Annotated in this window: 15 protein-coding genes, 1 tRNA gene and 1 pseudogene; 8 read left to right on the plus strand and 9 right to left on the minus strand. The window is 70.5% G+C overall.

The annotated features are described in order from the left end of the window. Positions 1 to 12: 12 nt before the first annotated feature. From efeB to ACFWVP_RS13035, 4 genes are all read left to right on the plus strand, one after another. Positions 13 to 1,209, plus strand: a complete 1,197-nt coding sequence (gene efeB, locus ACFWVP_RS13020) for an iron uptake transporter deferrochelatase/peroxidase subunit (RefSeq protein ID WP_384496217.1) — start codon at positions 13 to 15, stop codon at positions 1,207 to 1,209. A gap of 40 nt (positions 1,210 to 1,249) precedes the next feature. Next, complete coding sequence (gene pheA, locus ACFWVP_RS13025; protein ID WP_384496123.1) at positions 1,250 to 2,185, plus strand: prephenate dehydratase; 936 nt, start codon at positions 1,250 to 1,252, stop codon at positions 2,183 to 2,185. A gap of 680 nt (positions 2,186 to 2,865) precedes the next feature. Then, positions 2,866 to 4,143: a serine--tRNA ligase gene (gene serS, locus ACFWVP_RS13030; protein ID WP_384496124.1), complete on the plus strand. Its 1,278-nt coding sequence runs from the start codon at positions 2,866 to 2,868 to the stop codon at positions 4,141 to 4,143. Then, positions 4,140 to 4,964 carry an HAD family hydrolase gene (locus tag ACFWVP_RS13035; RefSeq protein WP_384496125.1) on the plus strand — a complete coding sequence of 275 codons (825 nt, stop codon included), beginning with the start codon at positions 4,140 to 4,142 and terminating at the stop codon, positions 4,962 to 4,964. The genes serS and ACFWVP_RS13035 overlap by 4 nt, the downstream gene beginning before the upstream one ends. A 64-nt stretch (positions 4,965 to 5,028) precedes the next feature. Here the strand turns inward: ACFWVP_RS13035 and ACFWVP_RS13040 are convergent. From ACFWVP_RS13040 to ACFWVP_RS13065, 6 genes and pseudogenes are all read right to left on the minus strand, one after another. After that, positions 5,029 to 5,115: transfer RNA gene (locus tag ACFWVP_RS13040), tRNA-Ser, on the minus strand. A 271-nt stretch (positions 5,116 to 5,386) separates the two neighbouring features. Beyond that, positions 5,387 to 6,078 (minus strand): annotated as a pseudogene (locus ACFWVP_RS13045) (hypothetical protein). A 299-nt stretch (positions 6,079 to 6,377) separates the two neighbouring features. Further along, entirely contained in the window at positions 6,378 to 7,097 is a 720-nt protein-coding gene (locus ACFWVP_RS13050) for an ABC transporter permease subunit (protein WP_384496127.1), read from the minus strand. 30 nt (positions 7,098 to 7,127) lie between these two features. Further along, on the minus strand, positions 7,128 to 8,039 hold the full coding sequence (locus tag ACFWVP_RS13055) for an ABC transporter ATP-binding protein (protein WP_384496129.1): 912 nt from the start codon (positions 8,037 to 8,039) through the stop codon (positions 7,128 to 7,130). After that, positions 8,036 to 8,944: an ABC transporter permease gene (locus ACFWVP_RS13060; RefSeq protein WP_384496130.1), complete on the minus strand. Its 909-nt coding sequence runs from the start codon at positions 8,942 to 8,944 to the stop codon at positions 8,036 to 8,038. The genes ACFWVP_RS13055 and ACFWVP_RS13060 overlap by 4 nt, the downstream gene beginning before the upstream one ends. Next, complete coding sequence (locus ACFWVP_RS13065) at positions 8,934 to 9,908, minus strand: ABC transporter ATP-binding protein (RefSeq protein WP_384496218.1); 975 nt, start codon at positions 9,906 to 9,908, stop codon at positions 8,934 to 8,936. The genes ACFWVP_RS13060 and ACFWVP_RS13065 overlap by 11 nt, the downstream gene beginning before the upstream one ends. 384 nt (positions 9,909 to 10,292) lie before the next feature. Here ACFWVP_RS13065 and ACFWVP_RS13070 point away from each other — a divergent pair, with 384 nt between their 5' ends. Together ACFWVP_RS13070 and ACFWVP_RS13075 are read left to right on the plus strand one after the other, a co-directional pair. Next, positions 10,293 to 12,068, plus strand: a complete 1,776-nt coding sequence (locus ACFWVP_RS13070; RefSeq protein WP_384496132.1) for an SDR family oxidoreductase — start codon at positions 10,293 to 10,295, stop codon at positions 12,066 to 12,068. Between the two features lie 413 nt (positions 12,069 to 12,481). After that, the gene (locus ACFWVP_RS13075; RefSeq protein WP_384496133.1) at positions 12,482 to 13,024 is read left to right on the plus strand and encodes an RNA 2'-phosphotransferase; all 543 of its coding nucleotides are present in this window, start codon (positions 12,482 to 12,484) and stop codon (positions 13,022 to 13,024) included. Positions 13,025 to 13,037: 13 nt separating this feature from the next. Here the strand turns inward: ACFWVP_RS13075 and ACFWVP_RS13080 are convergent, their stop codons facing one another. Continuing rightward, on the minus strand, positions 13,038 to 13,328 hold the full coding sequence (locus tag ACFWVP_RS13080; protein WP_384496135.1) for a hypothetical protein: 291 nt from the start codon (positions 13,326 to 13,328) through the stop codon (positions 13,038 to 13,040). Positions 13,329 to 13,516: 188 nt separating this feature from the next. Here ACFWVP_RS13080 and ACFWVP_RS13085 point away from each other — a divergent pair, with 188 nt between their 5' ends. Both ACFWVP_RS13085 and ACFWVP_RS13090 read left to right on the plus strand, forming a co-directional pair. After that, complete coding sequence (locus tag ACFWVP_RS13085; RefSeq protein ID WP_384496136.1) at positions 13,517 to 14,428, plus strand: LLM class flavin-dependent oxidoreductase; 912 nt, start codon at positions 13,517 to 13,519, stop codon at positions 14,426 to 14,428. Positions 14,429 to 14,615: 187 nt separating this feature from the next. Next, positions 14,616 to 15,461 carry a Cof-type HAD-IIB family hydrolase gene (locus ACFWVP_RS13090; protein ID WP_384496137.1) on the plus strand — a complete coding sequence of 282 codons (846 nt, stop codon included), beginning with the start codon at positions 14,616 to 14,618 and terminating at the stop codon, positions 15,459 to 15,461. 197 nt (positions 15,462 to 15,658) lie between these two features. Here ACFWVP_RS13090 and ACFWVP_RS13095 read toward each other — a convergent pair whose 3' ends face one another. After that, a complete protein-coding gene (locus tag ACFWVP_RS13095; RefSeq protein ID WP_384496139.1) occupies positions 15,659 to 17,359 on the minus strand; it encodes a GAF domain-containing protein in 1,701 nt (566 codons plus the stop codon). Between the two features lie 122 nt (positions 17,360 to 17,481). Beyond that, the gene (gene cydD, locus ACFWVP_RS13100) at positions 17,482 to 21,036 is read right to left on the minus strand and encodes a thiol reductant ABC exporter subunit CydD (RefSeq protein WP_384496141.1); all 3,555 of its coding nucleotides are present in this window, start codon (positions 21,034 to 21,036) and stop codon (positions 17,482 to 17,484) included. Positions 21,037 to 21,126: the final 90 nt, after the last annotated feature.

Below are 21,126 nucleotides of genomic sequence, written 5' to 3' on the forward strand. Positions count from 1 at the left end.
TCCCGGCGGCGGCTGATCGGTGGTGTGGGAGCGGCCGGCCTGGTGCTGGGCGCGGCAGGCGGCGCGGGCGGTTACGCCGCGACCCGTGGCGACGAGCCGGCCGGGCTCACCACGATCGGCTCGACCGAGGCGATGTTTCACGGGAAACATCAACCGGGGATCACCACTCCGCTTCAGGCCCGCGGTCACCTGGTCGCCTTCGACCTGACAGCCGGCGCGGGGCGGAAGGAAGCCGCCGCCCTGATGCGCCGCTGGTCGGCCGTCGCGGAACGGCTGATGGCCGGCGAGCCCGCCGGGGACGACACCGGAGTGGCGCTGGACGCAGGGCCGTCCTCCCTGACCGTCACCTTCGGGTTCGGGCGTACCTTCTTCGCGCGCACCGGCCTGGCCGCCCATCGGCCCGCCGGGCTCGACCCACTGCCCGCGTTCTCCTCCGACCACCTCGACGCCCGGCGGTCCGACGGCGATCTCTGGGTGCAGATCGGGGCCGACGACGCGCTCGTCGCCTTCCATGCCCTGCGCGCCGTCCAGAAGGAGGCCGGAGCCGCGGCACGGGTGCGCTGGCAGATGAACGGCTTCAACCGCACCCCGGGCGCCACGGCACGGCCGATGACGGCACGCAATCTGATGGGCCAGATCGACGGCACCGGCAACCCGAAGCCGGGCGAGAGCGACTTCGACGAGCGGATCTTCGTCCCGGCGGGCGGATCATCGGCGTACGAGTGGCTGGCCGGCGGCTCGTACGCCGTCGTACGCCGGATCAGGATGCTCCTCGACGACTGGGAGAAGCTCCCGGTGGACCGGCAGGAGCGGGTCATCGGGCGGCACAAGGCGGACGGGGCGCCGCTGAGCGGCGGCTCCGAGACCACCGAGATGGATCTGGAGAAGGCGGGTACGGACGGCAAGCTGCTTATCCCCGACAACGCCCACGCCCGGATCTCCTCCCCGGAGAAGAACGGGGGCGCAGCGATGCTGCGACGGCCGTACTCGTACCACGACGGCATCTCGGACGACGGCACCCCGGACGCGGGGCTGCTCTTCGTCTGCTGGCAGGCCGACCCGTTCAAGGGCTTCGTTCCGGTTCAGCGCAAGCTGGACCGGGGGGACGCGCTCTCACCCTTCATCCGGCACGAGGCGAGCGGCCTTTTCGCCGTTCCGGGAGGTACCGCACCCGGGGAGTACGTGGGACAGCGGCTCCTGGAGGCCTGAGTCCGCACGGTCCCCTCCTTCGGCCTACTAGGGTGACCGTATGTCAGCCACGCGCTACGCCTATCTCGGCCCCGAAGGCACCTTCACCGAGGTGGCCCTCCGTACTCTTCCGGAAGCCGCCACCCGCGAGCTCGCGCCGATGCTCTCGGTGCCGGCCGCTCTGGACGCGGTACGCAACGGGGAGGCGGCGGCGGCGCTCGTCCCCATCGAGAACTCCGTCGAGGGCGGGATCACCGCGACGCTCGACGAGCTGACCTCCGGCGCACCGCTGATGATCTACCGCGAGGTGCTGCTCTCCATCACCTTCGCGCTGCTGGTGCGCCCGGGGACGAAGCTGTCGGACATCAAGACCGTCACCGCGCACCCGGCCGCCCAGCCGCAGGTGCGCAACTGGATGGCGGCCCACCTGCCGAACGCGGTGTGGGAGTCCGCCGCGTCGAACGCGGACGGGGCCCGTCTGGTCCAGGAGGGACGCTACGACGCCGCCTTCGCCGGTGAGTTCGCCGCGGCGACCTACGGGCTGGAACCCCTGGTGACGGAGATCCACGACGCGGAGAACGCACAGACGCGCTTCGTGCTGGTGGGCCGCCCGGCCCGGCCCTCGGCACCGACGGGTGCGGACAAGACGTCCGTCGTCATCTGGCTCGGCGAGGACCACCCGGGCGCGTTGCTCGAACTGCTGCAGGAATTCGCCGTGCGCGGGGTGAACCTGATGCTGATCCAGTCGCGGCCCACCGGGGAGGGCATCGGCAACTACTGCTTCTCCGTGGACGCGGAGGGCCACATCGCGGACCGCCGGGTCGGGGAGGCGCTGATGGGGCTGAAGCGGATCTGCCCGAAGGTGCGGTTCCTGGGTTCGTACCCGCGGGCGGGAGTGACTCCGGAAGAGGTGCGCGCCCTGCGTACCGGTACGTCGGACAAGGACTTCACCGAAGCGTCGGACTGGCTGGCACGAAGCCAGGACGGCCGGGTCTGACCTTCCTGGGTCTGGCCTCCTGGGTCTGGCTTTCTGGGGAGAAGCCTGGCGAGTGCCCAGGGTGCGGCGCGCGTGGCGTGGCGCCGTGGCGCCACGGTCGGCGTTATTCCTGCCGGTCCTGCCCGCTGAGGCCTGCTGAGATCTCTTACCCCACAGAGTTATCCACAGGCCACGCTTCAACCTGGGGACAAGTCGACACCGCAATGCACATGGTCGACAAGTCTCCCCCGCACCCACGGATCCACCGAAGTTCTCCCGTCATGCCCACGTCAGATCAATTCCATTGATCCACTCACCAATGAGGGAAATACCCACTCGAATGAGTGCACGGATCGGGTTTGAGTGGTGAATCCACGAGTCGTCGTGCGGCTTTCGGAACGATCGCTTCCGGCATCCACAGATCTTCTTCACAGCCTGTGGATAACTAAATCGCCGCGCGATCCCTGTGGACAAGACATCCGCCCACACCCCAACTACCGCCCGGGGCACCGGCGATGCGTCAAGCATGCCCGGGGCGCTTGCACCCCTTTTCAGGGCAATGACCCCTCTTTATCGGCACCCCCACCCCTCGTCGGCACGTGATTCCCCGCCACGATTACGGATTCCGGCAATTCGGGCAAAGCGCCGGGTTCGTCGATATCGGTTCGAGTGGTGGATCCCCGCACCGGTAGCCTTGAGGGGTGATTGACCTTCGCCTGCTCCGTGAGGACCCCGACCGTGTTCGCGCCTCCCAGCGCGCCCGTGGAGAGGACGTCGCGCTCGTCGACGCCCTGCTCTCCGCCGACGAGCTGCGCAGGTCGTCCGGCGTCCGCTTCGACGAACTCCGCTCCGAGCAGAAGTCGCTCGGCAAGCTGATCCCCAAGGCCACCCCCGAGGAGCGCGCCGAGCTCCTCAAGAAGGCCGACCGACTGAAGGCCGAGGTCAAGGCGGCCGACTCCGCACAGGACGAGGCCGACGCCGAGGCCAAGCGGCTGCTGCTCCAGCTCGGCAACATCGTCCACGAGGACGTGCCGGTCGGCGGCGAGGAGGACTTCGTCGTCCTCGAGACGCACGGCACGATCCGTGACTTCGGTGCGGAGGGCTTCGAGCCCAAGGACCACCTGGAGCTCGGCGAGGCGCTCGGCGCCATCGACATGGAACGCGGCGCGAAGGTCTCCGGATCGCGCTTCTACTACCTGACGGGTGTCGGCGCGCTCCTGGAGCTCGCCCTGGTGAACGCGGCGATCGCGCAGGCCACCGAGGCCGGCTTCGTCCCGATGCTGACCCCGGCGCTGGTCCGCCCGCGCGCCATGGAGGGAACGGGCTTCCTCGGCCAGGCCGCGGAGAACGTGTACCACCTGGAGAAGGACGACTACTACCTGGTCGGCACCTCCGAGGTCCCGCTCGCCGCCTACCACATGGACGAGATCCTCGACGCCGACAAGCTGCCGCTGCGGTACGCGGGCTTCTCGCCGTGCTTCCGACGCGAGGCCGGTACGTACGGCAAGGACACCCGGGGCATCTTCCGCGTCCACCAGTTCGACAAGGTCGAGATGTTCTCGTACGTCGACCCGGCCGACGCCGAGGCCGAGCACCGCAGGCTCCTGGACTGGGAGAAGCAGTGGCTCACCGGTCTTGAGCTGCCGTTCCAGGTGATCGACGTCGCGACCGGCGACCTGGGGGCCTCGGCCTCCCGGAAGTTCGACTGCGAGGCGTGGATCCCGACCCAGGGCAAGTACCGCGAGCTGACGTCCGCGTCGAACTGCGACGGCTTCCAGGCACGCCGGCTCTCCGTGCGCATGCGTGACGGGAAGAAGGTCCAGCCGCTCGCCACGCTCAACGGCACGCTCTGCGCCGTACCGCGCACGATCGTGGCCATTCTGGAGAACCACCAGCTGGCCGACGGTTCCGTGCGGGTGCCCGAGGTGCTCCGTCCGTACCTGGGCGGGCGCGAGGTCCTGGAGCCGGTCTCCAAGTGAGTCTCTCCGGGGCCTTCCCCTACAAGCTCGTCGCGACCGACCTCGACGGCACGCTGCTGCGTGGCGACGACACGGTCTCCGAGCGCACGCGTGAGGCGCTGGCCGCGGTCACCGCGGCCGGCGCGGCACACATCATCGTCACCGGGCGGGCGGTTCCCTGGACCCGGCACATCCTGGACGACCTGGGCTACGACGGCCTCGCCGTGTGCGGGCAGGGGGCGCAGGTCTACCACGCGGGTGAGCACAGACTGCTGACCTCGCTGACCCTGGACCGGCAACTCGCGGGGCTGGCACTGTCCAAGATCGAGGCGGAGGTCGGCCCGCTCGCGCTGGCCGCGAGCCGTGACGGCCTCGAGGGCGAGGTGCTCGTCGGACCCGGTTACCGGGTACAGGAGGGGCCGCTGCCCGCCGTCTTCGTCGACGACCCCGCGGAGATGTGGACCGCTCCGCTGAACAAGGTCTACATCCAGCACCCGGAGCTCGGAGACGACGCCCTGGCGAAGACCGCGCGACAGGCGGTCGGCAGCCTGGTGGACATCGTCATGGCGGGCCCCGGTGTCGTCGAGATCCTGCCCCTGGGACTGAGCAAGGCAACCGGTCTCTCGCTGGCCGCCCGCCGATTGGGGCTGAAGGCAGCGGACACCCTGGCCTTCGGCGACATGCCCAACGACATCCCGATGTTCGGCTGGGCACAGCACGGTGTGGCCATGGCCAATGCGCACGACGACCTGAAGGCCGTGGCGCACGAGATCACCGCGTCGAACGAACACGACGGCATCGCGGTGGTTCTGGAGGAGCTGCTCCGGACGGCCACCCGCTAGCAGGGCCGGCCGCCCCGGGGCTGGTGTCCGGTCCTGGTGCCTGACTGGTGCCCTGGACCTGGTGCGGAGGATGCGCGGATCGAACGCGCGCGGGGTTCACGCCCCGACGACGGCTTAGCAAGCCGCTGCCTTACCACTCGGCCAATCCTCCGAGAGGCGGCCCGCGCGATGCGCACGGGCCACCCGGGGGTCCCTGCCGCTCACGGCCCGCGGTGGCTGATGAGGCTACTGCGGTACCGGCTGCGGACTCCCCTGACGGGAACTCGACGGACTCGTACTCCCGGTCATCGCCGCGCTCCCCTCCCAGGTTCCGTGGGCGCCGTGGTCATGTGCGCCTTCTTCCCTCACTGTGCCCGAGGGCTCCGTCAGGGGGCCACTCCTTTTCCACGGCACCCCTGACGGTCGTCCCTCCGGTGCTGATGTCAGCCGGGCTTGCGGCGGCTCAGGTCCTTGAGCTGCCTGGCGCCGTCGTCCGTGCGCGCGTCGAGCCGGACTATGTCCTGCGAGACATCGGTGAGCCGGAGGCTGATGGCCCCGACGACCTGATGAGTGACGTCCAGCTTCCGGTCGAGGACGTCGAGCCGGTGCGACATCCTGCTCAGCACGGGACCGAGCTCCTGGAGCGCGTTGCCGACACCGACGAGGCAGCCCTCGACACGGGTGACCCTCCGGTCGAGCGAGGCGACGGACTCCCGGAGGTCCTCCCCGGCGTCCAGCACATAGCTCCGGACACAGCGGGCGATGTCGCTGTCGCGAAGAAGCATGGCGATGTTGAGCACGGTCCTGCGGGTGTGGAGGGTGAGCCGCGTGGCCGCCTGTGGATAACCTCCCCCTCACCGGCGCTCCGTAGGGACAGGATGTCCCTACGGAAGATGCGCAGTTCAGAGCCTCGGAGCAGCCTCGGGCCGTTCTCCTCCACCTCGAGTCGATGGTGCTGTGCGACCTTCTTGACGACCTCTGTGGATACTTCGAGGTAGCGCGCCACGTCCTCTGTGCGAACGGTAACTCCGTCAGGGAGCATGACAAGGCTCTTGACCTTGCCGAGGACGTCGACGCGCCCCATCCGCTCCGCCCGTAGGGCATGCGATTCGAGCAGGGCGACGTCCGTGGGCATGGGCATGCCTTTCACACGTGGATACGGCGATGGACGGCCCTTCCCCCGGGCAACGAGGGTGGAGGACGCTCACGGTTGCCACTTGCTCTACGACCGACACGGCGGGCGCTGCCTCACCGGTGCCGGCTATCCCCGATTTCACGAAGCTCGACGCCACGGATTCCAGTTGCCTCCACGCTCCCCGGACAACGAGCCGATAAACGTACAGGTACGCGTTTCACTGTCCGCATACAGAACAACCCCCGTCCACCGGACGGGGGTTGCACGGAGCCGAGGCCCTCAGAAGACCGGAGCGGGTGTCACTCCTCGCCCGCGAGCTTCAGCGCCCGCAGCTTCTGACCCGCGTACCAGGTCGCGACGACCGTGACACCGGCCAGCAGGATCGTGGCGAGGGGCAGACCGACGTCCGAGGTGACCAGGCCGTCCCCGGCGACCTTCTCCGCCACCGACAGGGACCACTGCTGCACACTGAGGGTCCTGGCTCCCGGCACCAGGCTGCCGAAGAGCGCCTCCCACACCAGGGCGTAGACGAGGCCGAACACCACCGCGTGCCGGCTGACCGTGCCGAGCAGCAGGAACAGCGCGCTGTACGCGATCGAGGCGACCAGCGCCGCGATCGTGTAGGCCACGGCGATCTGCCCGCCGTTGCCGTTGAGGATCAGACCGGCGACGAACGTCGGCAGCGCGGAGAAGAGCATCGTCACGCCGATGGCGACGATCAGCTTGGTGAAGATGATCGTCGGCCGCTTCACCGGCTTTGCCAGCAGGTAGACGATCGAACCGTCGTCGATCTCCGGACCGATGGCACCCGTCCCCGCGATGACGCCGATCAGCGGCACCATCGTGGCGATGGCGAAACCGCCGAGCACGCCGGAGGCGACCTGGTCGTCGGCCCCGGCGAACGCCCGTACCGCCACGGCGATGACCACCAGCAGCACAGGCAGGACGAACAGGATGGCGGCCCGGCGCCGGCCGAGCAGGGCCCGGTAGGTGAGCCGGGCGACTGTGGGGTCGTACATGACGCTTCACAGCTCCTTTCAGGCCACTACTCAGGCCGCTACGAGATAGGAAAAGACCGATTCGAGGGACTCGTCGGACGGCGAGACGGTCAGCAGCCGGATGCCGTGTTCGCGTGCCACCTTCGGCAGCAGCGTGGTGAAGCGCCCGAAGTCGACGGCCTGGACGCGCAGGGCCCGTTCGGTCAGATCGACCTCGATCCCCGCGGTCGACGGATCGGCGATGAGGGCGGCGGCGAGGGCCCGGTCGTCGCTGGACCGTACGAGATAGCGGTGCGGCCGGTCCGTCATGAGACGGCGGATCTTCCGGAAGTCGCCGGAAGCGGCATGCCGTCCCGCCACGATCACCTCGATGTGCGAGGCGAGCTGCTCGACCTCCTCCAGGATGTGGGAGGAGAACAGGACCGTGCGGCCCTCCGCGCCCATCCGGCGAAGCAGCTCCATCAGCTGCATCCGCTGGCGGGGGTCCATACCGTTGAACGGCTCGTCCAGGAGCAGCACGGAGGGTTCGTGGACCAGCGCGGAGGCCATCTTCACGCGCTGGCGCATGCCCTTGCTGTACGTGGAGATCTTGCGGTCCTGCGCGTACTCCATCTCGACCGTGGCCAGCGCCTTGTGAGCGGCGGCGTCTCCCAGTCCGTGCAGTTCCGCGTTGGCGACGACGAACTCCCGGCCGGTCAGGAAGTCGTACATCCCTTCCCTCTCCGGCACGATCCCGATCGACTTGTAGACCGTCTCGTTGCGCCAGATCTGCGTCCCGTCGAGGGTGACCTTGCCCGTCGAGGGGGCGAGGAAGCCCGCCATCATGTTGATCAGCGTGGACTTGCCGGCGCCGTTGGGGCCCAGCAGCCCCGTGACACCCGGTCCCACGGTCATGCTCACGTCGTTGACGGCGACCACGTTGCCGAACCAGCGCGAGGTGTGGTCGATCTCGATGGTGGTCACAGCCCGACCCTCCGGTAGCGGCGCATCAGAACGGCGTACGAGCCGGCGACGAGCGCGAGTACAACGATCAGATAGGCGACGCCCGCGGCGGCTCCGGGGCCCTCACCGCCGGGGAAGGCGGAGGAGGCGCCGAGGAACGCCGTCTGCACCCCGTCGATCAGGGTGATGGGCGAGAACAGTCCCAGCCAGGTGATGGCACCGGTGGAGCCCGTCTCCCAGGCGATCGCCTGGACCGTGGAGACCGCACCGTAGGTGATGGTCAGCACGGCGATCACCGCGGCGACACCGAAGCCGCGGCGTGGGGTCAGCGCGGCGACCACCAGGCCGAGGCCGGCGAACAGCACGGACAGCAGCGCCACCGAGACCATCCCCTGTGCGAAGCCCTTGGTCTGGTCGCCGAGGTCGAACTCCGCGAGCAGCGCGCCCACGTAGAGGATGACGAGCGGCAGGCCGGTGAGGATGAGCAGGGCCGATGCCATGGCCGCGAACTTGGCGACCACGTAGTCGAGGCGTTCGATCGGCCGTGAGAAGTACAGCGGCACGCTCTTGAAGCGCAGGTCCCTGGACACGGACTGCGGTGCCTGGGAGGCGATGAAGAGTCCGATCACGGCCTGCAGGTAGATCGCGAACGCCGTGTACTTGATGGGCAGTTTCGTCATGTTCGGCGTAGCCATGGCCACCGCGACGAGGATCAGTGCAACCATGCACATCACCCCGCACAGCAGCATCGGCAGCACCTTGGACTTGGCGGAACGGCCGAGTCCGAACGAGCCGCGCAGCGACTGCGAGAAGAGCGAGCGCCGGGCGTAGGCCCGGCCCAGACGCGCACCGTCGTAGGAGCGGTACCCGATGTTGTGGATCCGGGAGGTGTCGCTCCCGGTGACGGTCCCGGTCTCAGTGCTCATCGCGACCGCTCCCCTTCTGCTCTCCGGCGCCGACGGCCGCGGCCACCGCCGCCTGTGGTGCCTCTTCGGTGCGGAAGACCTCGGCGATGTGGTGGCGTCGCTGTTCCATCCGGATGAGACCGAGTCCGAGCCCGGCGACACTGTCGCGGACCACGTCGTACGTTTCCTCGCCCGTCGCCTCCACCAGGAGGATGTGGCCGGCGCCGGGCAGACCCCCGGCGTCCAGGCCGTCGAGTCCGACGAGCTTGACCCCGGCCCCGGTGAGGGACCTGCGCAGGGCGTCCGTGCCGTCGGGGTGTTCGTCGCTGTCGGTGACCTCGACCGCCAGGGTCGTGGTGATCTGGGTGAAGTCGCTGGTGGAGCTGGACCGCAGCAGCGAGCCGCCGTCGATGACGACGACGTGGTCACAGGTGCGCTCCAGCTCGCCCAGGAGGTGCGAGGTGACGAGCACCGAGATGCCGAAGTCGGTGTGGACACGGCGGATCAGGCCCAGCATCTCGTCGCGGCCGACCGGGTCCAGGCCGTTGGTCGGCTCGTCGAGGAGGACCAGCTGCGGGTCGTGGACGAGTGCCTGGGCCAGCTTCACCCGTTGTTTCATACCGGTCGAGTAGCCCCCGATGGGGCGGTAGCGCTCCTCGTACAGACCGACGTGGCGCAGCGTGTCGGCGGTGCGCTCACGAGCGGCCGTCGGCGGCAGTCCGGACATCCGCGCCATGTGGACGACGAATTCGGTCGCCGAGACATCGGGCGGAAGGCAGTCGTGCTCGGGCATGTACCCGACGCGCTCCCGGATCGCGGCGCCCTCGGTGGCGACGTCCAGTCCGAGCACCGCGGCCCGGCCCTCGGTGGCGGGGGACAGACCCAGCAGGATCTTGATCAATGTGGACTTGCCGGCCCCGTTGGAACCCACCAGGCCGGTTACGCCCGGTCCGATGTCCAAGGAGAGCCGGTCAAGCGCGGTCACCCGGGGGAACCGCTTGCTCAGGCTTTCGGTCGCGATCACAGTCACGTCCTAGACGGTAGTGGCGCACGCCACGGGAGTCGTCAGACCAGACGGCTGTATACACGTCCGACTCCAGGAGTACGGACCCGTAGGGGGACCCCACGGGGGATGATCCGAAACCGGCGAAGCCGGTCACATGCCGTTGCCCATACAGGCTCCCAGGTGCCCCCGGCCTCTGTCGACAGGGTGTCCGGGCCGGTGCCCCACCCGCACTCGCGCCGGTGCCCACGTGGCGTTGTCCACAGGTTCGGGGCATCCCTTGACGCGGCCGCCGGGCGTTGCCACATTCGACGGTGTCACGTGACGGACACGTACCGCCATGCCGACACCGGACGAGGGGGAACCGTGGGTCTGCGAGGCGCGCGTGAGCGCTGGGTGCGTACGGGCGGGATCGAGCTGTGCGTCGCCGAGTTGGGCGACCGTACGCAGCCGACGGTCGTGCTGGTGCACGGGTATCCGGACAGCAAGGAGGTCTGGTCGGAGGTCGCCCACCGGCTGGCGGAGCGGTGGCACGTCGTGCTGTACGACGTGCGGGGACACGGCCGGTCGACGGCCCCCAGGCCGCTGCGCGGCGGCTTCACGCTGGAGAAGCTGACCGATGACTTCCTGGCCGTCGCGGACGCGGTGAGCCCCGGCCGGCCGGTCCATGTGGTGGGACACGACTGGGGTTCCGTCCAGTCCTGGGAGTTCGCCACGGTCGAGCGGACCAAGGGCCGGATCGCCTCGTTCACCTCGATGTCCGGCCCGTCGCTGGACCACTTCGGTCACTGGATCAAGCAGCGGATGTCCCACCCGAGTCCGCGCCGGGTGGGTCAGCTGCTCGGCCAGGGCGCCAAGTCCTGGTACGTGTACGCCCTGCACACACCGGTGCTGCCCGAGCTGGCCTGGCGCGGACCGCTCGGCAGACAGTGGCCCCGGATACTCCAGCGGATGGAGAAGGTGCCCTCGGACGGGTATCCGACGTCCTCACTTCCGCGGGACGCGGCCCACGGGGCCTGGCTCTACCGGGACAACGTCCGGGCCCGCCTGCGCAGGCCGCGCGCCGACGCGTCCGCCCATGTACCGGTCCAGCTCATCACACCGACCGGCGACGTCTTCCTCTCGGAGACGCTCTACGAGGATCTGGACACCTGGGTTCCGCGATTGGTGCGACGCAGCCTGCCGGCCAGGCACTGGGTGCCGCGTACCAGGCCGGACCAGTTGTCCGCCTGGATCGGTGAGTTCGTCTCCGCGTGCGAGGAGGAGACCGGTCGGGGCGGCCCGCCCGTGCAGGACACCGCTGCCACGGGTGACCACGCGGACAGCTTCGGGGGCCGGCTGGTGCTGGTGACGGGCGCCGCCTCCGGCATCGGCCGGGCCACCACGCTCGCCTTCGCCCGTGCCGGCGCCCGGGTCGTGGCGGTGGACCTCGACGCCGAGGGCGCGGCCCGTACCGCGGACTCGGCACGGCTGATCGGTGCCGCCGCCGCATGGAGCGAGGCAGCCGATGTCGGCGACGAGCAGGCGATGGAGAAGCTCGCGGACAGGGTCGCCTCGGAGTACGGCGTGGTCGACGTACTGGTGAACAACGCCGGTGTCGGGCTGGCCGGTTCCTTCCTGGAGACGACGAGCGAGGACTGGCGGAACGTCCTCGACGTCAACCTCTGGGGGGTCATCCACGGCTGCCGGGTCTTCGGCAGACAGATGGCCGACCGGAACCAGGGCGGCCACATCGTCAACGTCGCCTCGGCTGCCGCCTATCAGCCGTCACGCGCACTGCCCGCGTACAGCACGTCGAAGGCAGCCGTCCTGATGCTCAGCGAGTGTCTGCGGGCGGAGCTGGCCGAGAAGTCGATCGGTGTCACCGCGATATGCCCGGGCGTCGTCACCACCGGGATCACATCGACGGCACGCTTCGCCGGGACCGACGAGGCGGAGCAGACGCGCCTCCGGCAGCGCACGGGCCGCCTGTACGCGCTCCGTAACTACCCACCGGAGAAGGTGGCTGACGCGATCCTGCGTGCCGTCGTGCACAACCGCGCGGTGGTCCCCGTGAACGCGGAGGCCCGCGGCTCCCGGCTGCTGTCACGGATCAGTCCGCGGGTGCTGCGTGGGATCGCCCGGCTGAAACCACCGCTCTGACGTGGCGCCGGAGTTCGCCGCGCCGGGTCCACAACGCTCGCTGCGGGCAGCCGGCTTCGCTGTGCCCGGGAGCGGCTGCCCGCACCGGCGGCCGAACCCGGGCCATTTGACCGCTCGGAGTGTCGCCTGACGCTCCATCGCGAGGAGTTCACGGGGTGGCTCCGGGCAGAACGCGCTGGTCAGCAAATATGCATACAGAACTCGGACGTTACGAATCAAACACACATATCACCCTCAACTATGACTTGTTACCCAAAAGGTGCCATTCATTTGGCACTTGTCCACAGAAACACCAAATGGCTTGTGGATAACCCGAGTTGGCTGTGGAACAAACCTGTGCGGTGTGATGAGTACGGAGAACTTCTGACAAAAACCAGGTGCGCCGCCAATCACTCCGCGGGCACTCTGACGTGATGGACGCGCAGCGCACCGTGAAGGTGTCCAAGTACCTTTCGAGACACCTGCGGCACCAGCCGGACCGCATCGGAATCAGCCTCGACGCCCACGGCTGGGTGCCCATCGACGAACTGTTGCGGGCCTGCGCCCGGAACGGTTTCGCCGTCTCCCGGTCGGAACTCGACCACGTCGTCGCAGCCAACGACAAGCAGCGCTTCGCCGTGGCCGACGACCGCATCCGTGCGAACCAGGGCCACTCCGTCACGGTCGACCTCGGCCTGTCGCCGTCCGAGCCGCCCGCGTACCTCTACCACGGGACGGTGGCCCGGGCCCTCGCCACGATCCGTACCGAAGGGCTGCGGCCCATGGCCCGGCACCACGTACACCTGTCGCCCGATCGCGAGACGGCGACCCGTGTCGGCGCCCGCCGCGGTGCCCCCGTCGTCCTGTCGGTCGACGCGGGCGCCATGCATCGCGCGGGACACCTCTTCCATGTCACGGCCAACGGCGTGTGGCTCACCGATACCGTGCCGCCGGACTTCCTCCGGCTGCCGGGTTAGACGCCTGCCCGGGTCAGCGTTCCGTGCCGCCCAGGCCCGTACGCAGGTCCTCCAGGTTCATCACGGGCTGCAGGGCTACCTTGCAGCCGGCCTGGAAGAGGGGTTCGAGCAGCGGCGGCATCTGTGCGGACTCCTGCATGTCGAAGACGATCAAGCAGGTGCGTCGGCCCTCCGTGGGGCCGAAGTACGCCGCCTCAGGCCTCAGACTCCCGACGATCTCCTCGATGAGCTTCACCATGGTGCCTTCGGACACGGCCCGGTTCGCGGCCTCGGTGTCCATCCGCGCGGTCAGCAGCATCCTCATGGGGACCATTCCTTCCGGCGAACCGCGCCCGGCGCCGTGCACACGCGCGGGCAGACGAACCGGCCGCGTTCCTCACCAGCGTCGCCCCGGCCGCGCCCCCCGGCAACCGCTCGGGCCCTCAGCAGGGCCGTATCCCCACGCGCCCACCCTCGCCGGCGTGGCGGAGCCGTCGCCGTAGAGTCTTGGTCATGACGTCCCCCCGCCGCCTGAGCACCGTGATCCTGCCCATCCGCCGCTGGCACGACGGTGGCCGGGCCCTGTGGGTCCGCGCCGAGGAGCTGGGTTTCCACGCGGCGTACACCTACGACCACCTGGCCTGGCGGACCTTCCGTGACGGGCCCTGGTTCGGCGCGGTCCCGACACTGACGGCCGCCGCCGCCGCCACCGAACGGCTGCGCCTGGGCACCCTCGTCACCTCGCCGAACTTCAGGCACCCCGTGACGCTCGCCAAGGACCTCATCACCCTCGACGACGTCTCCGACGGGCGGATCACGCTCGGCATCGGCGCGGGAGGGAACGGCTTCGACGCCACGACGCTGCGCAGGAGCGGCGAGGAGCCGTGGACCCCCCGGGAGCGCGCCGACCACTTCGACGAGTTCGTCCCGCTGCTCGACCGGCTGCTCAGCGAACCGTCCGTGACGTACGAAGGACGGTTCTACGCGGCCGACGAGGCCCGGAACATCCCCGGCTGCGTGCAGCGCCCCCGGCTCCCGTTCGCGATCGCCGCCACCGGTCCCCGCGGGCTGGCGCTCGCCGCTCGGTACGGTCAGGCGTGGGTGACCACGGGCGACCCGAAGCTGTACGGGACCGGGACGCCGGAACAGTCGGTGGCAGCCGTCCGCGGGCAGATCTCCCGGCTCGGCGCAGCCGGTGAGGCGGTCGGCAGGGACGTCTCGGAACTCGACAAGATCCTTCTCACCGGCTTCACCCCCGGCCGCCCGCTGCGCTCCTTCGACGCGTTCGTGGACTTCGCGGGGACGCACTTCGAGCTCGGATTCACCGAACTCGTCGTCCACTGGCCGGTGCCGGACTCGGACTTCGACATGGACGACAAGGTCTTCGAGCGGATCGCCACCGAGGGCCTCGCGCAGCTCGCCTGACCGGTCGGGCCGTGCGCCGCGTCGCGGTGGCCCACCGGCCGCCGCGACGCCCAGGGCCGGACCCACCATCGGCGATGTTCCCGTCGGTTGTCATATGCCGGAGTCATGTACCGCAGTTCAGGGGCTCGTGCTCTCAGATGTGCGCCCCTGCGCACGGCCGTGCAACCCCGTACGGGAGAATGGCCGGGTGACCTCAGCTACCGCCGCACCTCTTCCTGCCGTAACCCGGCTGATCGCCACCGACCTGGACGGCACGCTGCTGCGTGACGACAAGACCTTGTCGGACCGTACGATCGCCGCCCTCGCGGCGGCCGAGGCGGCGGGGATCGAGGTCTTCTTCGTCACCGGTCGGCCCGCCCGCTGGATGGACGTCGTCAGCGACCACGTCCATGGCCATGGCATGGCGATCTGTGCGAACGGGGCCGCGGTCGCCGATCTGCGGGCGGACGGGCAGCTGATCGAGGTCCACCCGCTGGAACGCGCCGCCGCCCTGGACGTCGTGCGTGTCCTGCGCGAGGTCGCCCCGGGTTCGTCGTTCGCCGTCGAACTGACCACGGGCATCCACTACGAGCCTGCCTACCCGCCGTTCCACATGGATCCTGGCGCCACGGTGGCCGTCGCGGAGAAGCTCCTCCAGGAGGAGACGCCCGGCGCCGGCGCCCCCGTCCTGAAGGTGCTCGCCCACCACCCCGAGCTGGCGCCGGACGCCTTCCTCGCGCTGGCCCGCGAGGCGGCGGCGGGCAGGGCCTCCTTCACCCGCTCCAGCCCCACGGCCCTGCTGGAGATCAGCGGCCTGGGCGTCTCCAAGGCGGGCACGCTCGCCGCCTGCTGCGCGGAGCGTGGCATCGCGCGGGCCGAGGTGGTCGCCTTCGGGGACATGCCCAACGATGTGGAGATGCTGGAGTGGGCCGGGGCCTCGTTCGCGATGGGCAACGCCCATCCGGCCGCGCGCGCTGCCGCGTCCGGTGTGACCCTCACCAACAACGAGGACGGTGTGGCGGTCGTCATCGAGCGGATCCTCGCCGCCCGCTGAGACCGGTCCGGCGGACCGCGCGGTGTGCCCCGGACGGCGCGGCAGGCCAGGCGCGGCAGGCCGGTGTGCCCGGACGTTGTGCCCGGACGGCCGTCCCGGGCGGCGCGGCAGGCCGGTCGAGCGGGCCAGGCGACGGGAACGGGCCGCGCGGCGCTCGGCCCGCCCCGCCCGACAGCCCGGGCGGACGGCCCTCGCCGTCAGAGCGGGGCCTCCCAGACGACCGTCGTACCGGTACCGTCCGCCCCGGGCCCGAACCAGCTCGCCCCACCCAGCGATTCCGCACGGCGGGCGAGATTGCGCAGTCCGCTCCGCCTCCCGCTGTCCGGGATGCCGACGCCGTCGTCGACGACGGACAGCCGCACGGCGTCCCTCCCGTCCGGCAGGACGGCGGTCGCGTCCACGCTCACCTCGACGCGTGAGGCGCGGGCATGCCGGAAGGTGTTGGACAGTGCCTCCCTCAGGGCGGCGATGAGGTTCTTGCCGGCGAGTTCCCCGACGAGCGAGTCGACGGGTCCCAGGAAGCGGTGCGCCGGCTTGAAGCCCAGGGGCACGGCCGCCATGTTGATCTCCCGCAGCACCCGGGCCCGCAGCCCGGAAGGGGCCTCGGCCGGCTCCTGCTGCAACGCGAAGATGGCCGTGCGAATCTCCTGGATGGTCACGTCCAGCTCGTCGACGGCCCGTCCGACCCCGGCCCTCACCCCGGGGACCGGCGAGCGCCGCTGGGCACGCTCCAGCATCATGCCCGTGGCGAACAGCCGCTGGATGACCAGGTCATGGAGGTCCCGGGCGATCCGGTCCCGGTCCTCGTAGACGGCGAGCCGTTCCCGGTCACGCTGGGCCTCGGCCATCTTGAGAGCCAGCGCGGCCTGCGCGGCGAACTGTGTGGCCAGCGTCCGCTCCCCCTCCGTGAACGGCCGCTCGCCCCGCCTCCGGGGGATGGCGAGCGCGCCCAGCACCCGTCCGCCGCTGCGCAGGGGCAACAGCATGTGGGGTCCGAACTGATCCGCCAGCCTGGTGATCATGCGCGGGTCGGTGGCCGCGTCGTCCATGAAGACCGCCTCACCCCTGAGGAGAGCGGCGACGACGGGGCTGTGGCGCGGGATGATCACGCCGAGGGAAGCGGACGGCTCGTCACCGGAGACGGCAACGATCTCCAGGCCTCCGTCCGCGGCCGGCAGCATGACGATCCCCGCGGCGGATTCGGCGAGCCGACGGGTCTGCTCGGCGACGACGGCCAGGGCGTCATCGGCGTCCCCACCCGACAGCAGGGCGGTGGTGACCGCCACCGAACCGTCGATCCACCGTTCGCGCTGCCGCGCGGCCTCGTACATCCGCGCGTGGCCGATGGCGATCCCGGCCTCCGTGGCGAGCACGCTCAGCATGTGCAGGTCGTCCTCGCCGAACGGTGCTCCGCCCCGCTTCTCCGCCACATACAGGTTCCCGAAGACCTCGCCCTGGACGCGGATCGGAACTCCGAGGAACGCCCGCATCGACGGGTGTCCGGGCGGAAGTCCGGCGGAACGCGGATCGGCCGAGAGGTCGGCCAGCCTGATGGGGACCGGATCCCGGATCAGCGCACCCAGAAGGCCGGTCCGGCCGTCCGGCTGCCGTCCGATGGTACGAGCGACCTCTTCCGGAACCCCGTGGGTGACGAAGGCGGAGAGGCTTTCACCCGGTTCGTCGACCACGCCGATGGCCGCGTAGCGGGCGTGGGTCAGCTCGGCCGCGGTCTCGCAGATGCGGTCGAGGGTGGAACTGAGCTCCAGGCCCGTGCCGACGGACCGCGTGGCCTCCAGCAGCTGCGGGACCCGTGCGGTCAGTTCCGCGGCGAGCCCCTGAAGGCTTCCGTTCTCCTGCGTCGCCGCTTCGGGCGAGTCCTTCGGAGCCTGCTCGGGCATGAACCGAGCCTAATGAGGGCATACCGGTCCGGAAAGTCGGGCGTTCAGCCGGCCCATCTCGTCAGAGCCGCGCCGGGTGCCGACGGGGCGCTGAACCGATGCCACCACCCTGCACCACCGGTTCAGGGCCGCGTCGGCACCGCCAACCGGTCCGCCCCGACCGTTCGTGCCGTCCCCGCCTTCATCAGCACCGGTTCCCGCTCGCGTTCGAGCATCCGTCGCAGCGGCCCGTCCTGCGTGGCCAGAGCTGCGTACGGCCCCTGCTGCACCACTCTGCCGCCGTCCAGCACCAGGATTTCGTCCACGGCGTCGAGTCCGGCCAGCCGGTGCGTGATCAGCACGGTCGTCCGGCCCCGCGTTGCGGCCAGCAGGTCCGCGGTGAGAGCGTCCGCCGTCGCCAGGTCGAGGTGCTCCGCCGGCTCGTCCAGGACGAGGACGGGGAAGTCGGCGAGGAGCGCCCTGGCCAGCGCGAGCCGCTGCCGCTGTCCGCCGGAGAGCCGGGCACCGTGTTCGCCCACCAGGGTGTCCAGGCCGTCCGGCAGCGACTGCGCCCAGCTGAGCAGCCGGGCCCCGGCAAGTGCGTCCCTCAACTCGTCGTCGGTCGCACCGGTGCGGGCGAGCCGCAGATTCTCCCGGATGGAACTGTCGAAGACGTGCGCGTCCTGGGCGCACAGTCCGACGAACGTACGGACCGTGTCCCCGTCCAGGGCGGACGCCTCGACCCCGCCGAGACGGTACGTCCCCTCCCTGGCGTCCAGGAAGCGGAGCAGGACCTGCGCGAGCGTCGTCTTCCCCGAGCCGGACGGACCCACGACGGCCACCCGCTTCCCGGTGGTCAACGTCAGGTCGACAAAGTGCAGGGCGTCACGCTCCGCCCCCTCGTACCGGGCCGACAGCCCCCGTACGGCGAGCGGGAAGGGCGAGACGGGGGCCTTGGCCGGTACGGCGGGTTCCTCGACCGGCACCGGCGCGTCCAGGACCTCGTGGACCCGCTCCGCGCTGCGCTTGATCCGCTGGCGGTACTGCACGGCGAGCGGCAGGCCCGTCACGGCCTCGAAGGCCGCGAGCGGAGTGAGGACGACGACGGCGAGCTCCAGGCCCGCCAGCCGGCCGTCGTACACCGCCGGAAGCGCGACGGCCGCCGCGCCCACCACGGTGAGTCCGCAGATCAGGGCGGTGAGACCCCCGCCGAGTGCGGTCGCGGTCGCCCCGCGGGAGACGATCCGGGTGAGTGCGGTGTCGGCCCCGCGCACGAGCTCCTTGCGCTCGGGCAGCGCCCCCGCGACGGTCAGTTCGGCCGTCCCCGCGAGCAGATCGGTGATCCGGACGGCCAGCGCGGACCGTGCGGGCGACAGCCGGCGCTCGGCATGCCGGGCGCACGCGCCGCTCACCAGCGGCACGCCCACGCCGGCGAGGAGCAGGCCGACGGCCAGCACGGCGCCCGCCTCCGGGAGCACCCAGCCGGTGAATCCGACGGCCGCCGTCCCGACCGCGACCGCTGTTCCCGCGGGCAGCAGCCAGCGCAGCCAGTAGTCCTGCAGCGCGTCCACATCGGAGACGAGCCGGGACAGCAGGTCACCGCGCCGTGTCCTCCGCAGACCGGCGGGCGCGATGCGTTCGAGCCCTCGGTACACAGCGACCCTTAGCTCCGCGAGCATCCTGAGCACCGCGTCGTGGGACACCAGACGCTCGGCGTAGCGGAATACCGCCCGCCCGATTCCGAAGGCGCGGGTCGCGGTGACGGCGACCATCAGATAGAGCACCGGGGGCTGTTCGGACGCGCGGGAGATCAGCCATCCGGAGACGGCCATGAGGCCGACGGACGAACCCACGGCGAGGCTGCCCAGCAGCAGGGCCAGACCCAGCTTGCCGTGCTGGGCACCCGCGGCCTCCCGGACGCGGGCGAGCACCCGGCCGCCGGTCCGGGGAGCGGTGTCCTTCAGTACCTCGGGCCCGACCGGCTCGTCTGCGGCCCGCGCCAGCGATCCGGCACGGCCGGCCGGTCCCCGCGCCGTCACCGCACCGGCGACGGACGGCCCGGCCGCCCGGGGCTCCAGCGTCACCACCCGGTCCGCGACCGGGAGCAGTGCCGGACGGTGCACGACCAGCAGCACCGTGCGTCCCGCCGCCAGCCTCCGTACGGCGTCGACGATGCCCGCTTCCGTCTCCCCGTCCAGGCTCGCCGTCGGCTCGTCGAGCAGCAGCAGGGGCCGGTCGGCGAGGAATGCCCTGGCCAACGCGATCCGTTGCCGCTGTCCCGCGGACAGTCCGGCTCCGTCCTCGCCCAGCGGGGTCCGCAGCCCGTCCGGCAGCCCCGCCACGAACTCGTACGCCCCCGCCTCCGTCAGCGCCGTCGTGACCGCGTCGTCGTCCGCGTCCGGGCGCGCCAGGCGTACGTTCTCCGCGATCGTTCCGGCGAACAGGTGCGGACGCTGGGGGACCCACGCGATCTGCTCGCGCCAGCGTTCGGCGGAGAGGTCGGCCAGGTCGGTCCCGCCGACCCGCACCCGGCCCTCGTCGGGCACCGTGAATCCGAGCAGCACGTTCAACAGCGTGGACTTGCCGACCCCGCTGGGGCCGACCAGTGCGACGGTCTCCCCGGGTTCCACCAACAGCGACACCGAATCCAGGGAGGGTTCGGTACGGCCGTCGTGCCGGACCGTTACGCCCTCCAGCTCCAGCCGCGGCGACTGCGGTACATCCTGGGTGCCACCGGCCGGAGGCTCGGTCTCCAGCACCGCGAAGATCTCCTCCGCCGCCGCGAGCCCCTCCGCCGCCGCGTGGTACTGGGCCCCGACCTGGCGGATCGGCAGATACGCCTCGGGCGCCAGGATGAGGATGACCAGTCCGGTGTAGAGGTCGAGTTCACCGTGGACCAGCCGCATACCGATCGTCACGGCGACCAGCGCCACGGACAGGGTCGCCAGCAGCTCCAGGGCGAAGGAGGACAGGAACGCGATCCGGAGCGTCTTCAGGGTGGCCTGGCGGTACTGCGACGTGATGGTGCGGATCGACTCGGCCTGCGCCTTGGCCCGCCCGAAGACCTTGAGGGTCGGCAGCCCGGCGACCACGTCGAGGAAGTGGCCGGAAAGCCGCGAGAGCAGCTGCCACTGACGGTCCATCCGGGACTGGGTGGCCCAGCCGATCAGGATCATGAAGAGCGGGATGAGTGGCAGGGTCACCACGATGATCGCGGCCGAGACCCAGTCCTCGGTGACGATCCTGGCCAGGACCGCCACCGGCACCACGATCGCGAGCCCGAGCTGCGGGAGGTAGCGCGAGAAGTAGTCGTCGAGCGCGTCGACGCCCCGGGTGGCCAGAGCGACCAGCGAACCGGTACGCCGGCCGCTCAGCCATTCCGGGCCGAGCTCCGTGGCCCGCTCCATCAGCCGGCCGCGCAGCTCGGACTTGACCGCGGCGCTCGCCCGGTAGGCGGCCAGTTCGGTGAGCCAGGCCACGAGGGCCCGGCCCAGCGCGACGGCAACGAGCAGGAGCAGAGGGGTGCGGAGCCCGTCGACGGTCAGGCCGTCCTCGAATCCGCCCACCACCACCTCGGCGATGAGCATGGCCTGAGCGATGACCAGGGCCGCTCCGACCAGCCCGAGTCCCACCACGGCCGCGAGGAAGAAGCGGGTGGCGCGGGCGTAGCGGAGAAGGCGCGGGTCGATCGGTTTCACGTGAAACAGCTCCCCGGTGAGCTCGTGTCGTTCGGATGCTCGGTGAGCGCCTGGACGCGCTCGTGCGAGTTCGGTGCGGTTCGGTCCTGC

Source organism: Streptomyces sp. NPDC058637 (assembly GCF_042717325.1).
In the GTDB taxonomy this organism is placed as follows: domain Bacteria; phylum Actinomycetota; class Actinomycetes; order Streptomycetales; family Streptomycetaceae; genus Streptomyces.

Bases quoted from the DNA above. Each gene is read 5' to 3' on its own strand.
- ACFWVP_RS13080 (WP_384496135.1), bottom strand. From the start codon at position 13,328: ATGAGGATGCTGCTGACCGCGCGGATGGACACCGAGGCCGCGAACCGG.
- ACFWVP_RS13075 (WP_384496133.1), top strand. From the start codon at position 12,482: ATGGACGCGCAGCGCACCGTGAAGGTGTCCAAGTACCTTTCGAGACAC.
- ACFWVP_RS13060 (WP_384496130.1), bottom strand. From the start codon at position 8,944: ATGAGCACTGAGACCGGGACCGTCACCGGGAGCGACACCTCCCGGATC.
- ACFWVP_RS13095 (WP_384496139.1), bottom strand. From the start codon at position 17,359: ATGCCCGAGCAGGCTCCGAAGGACTCGCCCGAAGCGGCGACGCAGGAG.
- pheA (WP_384496123.1), top strand. From the start codon at position 1,250: ATGTCAGCCACGCGCTACGCCTATCTCGGCCCCGAAGGCACCTTCACC.
- ACFWVP_RS13085 (WP_384496136.1), top strand. From the start codon at position 13,517: ATGACGTCCCCCCGCCGCCTGAGCACCGTGATCCTGCCCATCCGCCGC.
- ACFWVP_RS13050 (WP_384496127.1), bottom strand. From the start codon at position 7,097: ATGTACGACCCCACAGTCGCCCGGCTCACCTACCGGGCCCTGCTCGGC.